This window comes from Nonomuraea sp. NPDC049784, assembly GCF_040659615.1.
In the GTDB taxonomy this organism is placed as follows: domain Bacteria; phylum Actinomycetota; class Actinomycetes; order Streptosporangiales; family Streptosporangiaceae; genus Nonomuraea.
Genome location: NZ_JBFAMX010000868.1, coordinates 1 through 3,392 on the forward strand (window position 1 = coordinate 1; position 3,392 = coordinate 3,392).

Annotated in this window: 4 protein-coding genes; 2 read left to right on the forward strand and 2 right to left on the reverse strand. The window is 68.5% G+C overall.

What is annotated here, in order from left to right; genetic code table 11:
• Positions 1-73: 73 nt before the first annotated feature.
• A complete protein-coding gene (locus AB0J09_RS60080; protein ID WP_360712685.1) occupies positions 74-1,009 on the reverse strand; it encodes a hypothetical protein in 936 nt (311 codons plus the stop codon).
• Positions 1,010-1,081: 72 nt separating this feature from the next.
• Between AB0J09_RS60080 and AB0J09_RS60085 the strand changes: the two genes are divergently transcribed.
• The gene (locus tag AB0J09_RS60085; protein ID WP_360712688.1) at positions 1,082-1,396 is read left to right on the forward strand and encodes a helix-turn-helix transcriptional regulator; all 315 of its coding nucleotides are present in this window, start codon (positions 1,082-1,084) and stop codon (positions 1,394-1,396) included.
• Between the two features lie 250 nt (positions 1,397-1,646).
• Here AB0J09_RS60085 and AB0J09_RS60090 read toward each other — a convergent pair whose 3' ends face one another.
• Positions 1,647-2,138, reverse strand: coding sequence for a hypothetical protein (locus AB0J09_RS60090; protein ID WP_360712691.1), 492 nt, complete (start codon positions 2,136-2,138; stop codon positions 1,647-1,649).
• A gap of 426 nt (positions 2,139-2,564) precedes the next feature.
• On the opposite strand from AB0J09_RS60090, the gene AB0J09_RS60095 reads away from it, so the two are divergent.
• The coding region (locus tag AB0J09_RS60095) for an MFS transporter (RefSeq protein ID WP_360712694.1) at positions 2,565-3,392 on the forward strand (828 nt) is incomplete at its 3' end.

The window sequence follows — 3,392 nt, forward strand, 5'->3', positions numbered from 1 at the left end:
TTGGCAGGTGGCCGGGGCCGGGTGGCTCGGGCTCGGGTGGTGCGCGGCGGCCAGGCGCGTGGCTGCGCCGTACTCACCTGGCCTGTTCGTCGGGCCTGCCGCGCAGCAGCGCGACCGCGGTGGGCTCGTCCAGGACGGGGACGAAATGTTGGTAGCGGGCCAGTGCGGAGGTGCTCATCCTGGCTGCGGCGGCCACCACCCCCAAATCGATGCGGGCGCTCAGCAACTCGACGATCCAGGAGGAGCGCAGCCGGCGCACCGACAGGGCGGGCAGGCCGCCGGTCGGGGTGTGGCGGGCTGTCCAGGAGCTGAACAGGTTCTTGGCGTGCCGGGCGGTGCGCCTGGGCCGGAACACGAACCGGTCGCCCGGCTGGTCGGCGGCATGAGCCAGGACGTCCTCCCAGGCGGCGCGGCAGACGATCAACCGCTCGGTGCCGGGGACGGCGATCACGACCGCGCCGCAGTCCAAGCGGCGCAGATGCCCGGTGCGGACGGCGGCCACTTCTCCAGAGGTCAGACCGCAGCCGCAGGCGAGCGCCATCAACGCCAGAGCGTCGCCCCTGGCCTGGCCGGGCAGGCGTTCGGCCCAGCCGCGAAGGCGGCCGAGCTGGGCTGGCGAGTACGGCGGGCTGACCTTCTTGGGGGCTTTCATCGGTGGCGGCACCTGTTCGCCGCGTTCCAGCCAGGCCAGCGTGGCGCGCATGTGCCGCAGCCAGGACCGGTAGGTTTGCGCCGAGCTCGGGGCCAGATCGGTGCAGCCGGTCAGGACGAACGCGTCGATCGTCTCGTGCCGCAGCCACACTTCCGGGTCATCGGGCAGGCCGGAGCGGTGACACCACACGGCCAGCTGGGTGGTCGCGGTGAGCAGCCGCTGCACGCGGTAGGGGGAGCGGTTGGCGCTGGCGGCGACCAGCATCCGGACGTGCCCGGCGATCTGTTCCCATTCCGGCGTGGCCTGCTGCGGCCGGTAGCCGGTGATCTTCGCCGAGGTTTCCGCGTCGAGGGTCACACCCCATCCATAGCGGCAGGACAACCTGCCGTTACGGAGGACGACGACATCTACCGAAAGGAGTCGTTTGTCATGGTCGGAGGACGCGGGCGTTCCCGCTCTCCCCGGGAGTTGGCCGACGACCCGGAGAACTGGCCCCACGCGAATCTGTCCGGCCATGTGGCCGCCGCCGTCGTCCAAGCGATCGCCGCCACCTTGGCCGAGGTGATCGCCGGCCAAGGGCTGAGTTTCCGCCGCCTGGCGGTGCTGTCGGGCGTGAACCGGCAGACTATCAACGACCTGGTCGCCGGGCGTTGCTGGCCCGATGTGGCCACCATCGCGCAGTTGGAGGCCGGGCTGGGAATCCGGCTGTGGCCGGTCTCGCCCGGTGGGTCCGGCGGAAGCTGACCCGGGACGAACGAGTCTTGGCCCTGGTGAGGGCATCGTCGATCCTTCCCGCCTCGTCCTGTCGGTGGCAGGGCAGGCGAAATCCGGGCTCGACGTCTCCCCAAGAGAACCCATCCGGGTTACTCTCGGGAATGCGGGAGCCACTGTCGGTTAGACCTGCTGGTCGCTCACGCAACCTCGGGTGCCGCCGAGACGCAACCTCGGCGGCACCCTGCTCATGCACGGCATGGCCGTGATCAGGGACGGATGGTCAATCGGCCTCCCCGGTCGGTGCGTAGCCGTTGATACCGGCGGTTATCGCGTAAAGCCCATCGGCTTCCCGGCAAAGCCACCCATCAGTCACCAGTCGCTGCAACCGTGAACGCATCCCCTCGACCTGGGAGCGGGTGTCCGGCTTGCCGATCGCCTGCACGATCTCCCGTGCCCGCATCGGCTCATCGGCCGTGGCCAGCAGCGCCACCACCTGCTGCCTGAACCCCCGCAGCGGCGGTAGCTGTGCGTGCTTGACTTCAGGGTCGAGGCGAGCCGGGGCGGGCGGTTCCTCCTCGACGACCACGCCGTCACCTTCAGCCATGTCGGCGTGGCTGAGATGATCGCCGGTGAACTCTGTCAGCGTCTCGCGCGTGATAGCCAGGCGCTGCAGTCGTTCCTCGACCGCGGCCAGTTGTGCCCGCAAGTCCTCGGCCTGCCGTAGCGCAGCCGTCTCGGCCTGGGCCACGCGTTCCAACAGTGACGTCACCATCGCCTCCCACAGGAGAAGCAGCCGTACCCGCCTGCCGCATTCACGCCATGCAGCCCAACAACTCCACACTGTAAACGGCGAAGCACTGCCAGTCACTACCGCTCTCAAGATCTGTCCCTGCCAGTCAACGTCGACGTTTACCGAGCCGAGCACAACCCCGGGGCCGGGTGCCCGCCCGCGGCGAGCACCTGGCCCCGGAAATGTCAGCCGCCTATGTCAAGGTGACCTGATCACCACAGTCGATCACGCTCAGGCACCTGCGGCCTGACAGGTTCGGTCCTATCTCGGATCAGCACGCTCCATGGAAAGAGGTGCCCTCTTGCGTGAGCTTGGCCCATCGCTTCACGACCACCCATATCCCGAGGATCTGATGGCGGACGTCGCCTCCCGTCCCCGCGGTTGCGCCACGAACAGCGATGGTGATGCGTGAAACCCATCCGCGAGGCGATCGCTCCCCTCACCGTCCGGGACTTTCGCCGCTACTTCTTCGGTCACACCGCTTCGACGTTCGGAGACGCCCTTACCCCCTTGGCGATCGCCTTCGCCGTCCTGCACCTCACCGGATCGCCCGCCGATCTCGGCATCGTCATCCTGAGCACCAGGATCCCCGTCATCGCGCTGAGCCTTTTCGGCGGCGCCCTCGGCGACCGCTTCTCTCGACGCAACGTCATGCTGGTCGCCGACCTGATGCGCATGTTCGCCCAGGCAGCCACTGCGGCCCTTCTCCTCAGCGGAACGGCCCGCATCTGGATGATCGTCGTCCTGCAACTCATCGCGGGCATGGGATCTGCCCTCTTCACCCCCGCCTCGGTCGGTCTCGTGGCCATGCTCGCCGGCAAGGAACGGGTGCAGGAAGCCAACTCGCTCCTGTCGATGTCGCGCAGCATCACCTCGATCCTGGCGCTGAGCACGGCCGGAGTGCTGGTGGCAACCGTAGGGCCGGGGTGGGCGATCCTGATCGACGCGGCCACGTTCCTGGTGAGCGCGGCCTTTCTCACTCGCCTTCCCCGCGCCGTCGCCACGCAGCCCCCGGCCACGAGCGCAGGACTGCTGACCAGCATCAAAGACGGCCTCGCGGAAGTCACCAGACGATCCTGGCTCTTGATGTCGATCATCCACGTGGCCTTGACCAACCTGATCGTGGTCGCGCCGTTCCTGGTTCTCGGCCCGTATGTGGCAGACAAGCACCTCGGCGGAGCTCCGGCCTGGTCCGCGATCGGCATCGCCTACGCCGTCGGAGGGCTCGCCGGCGGC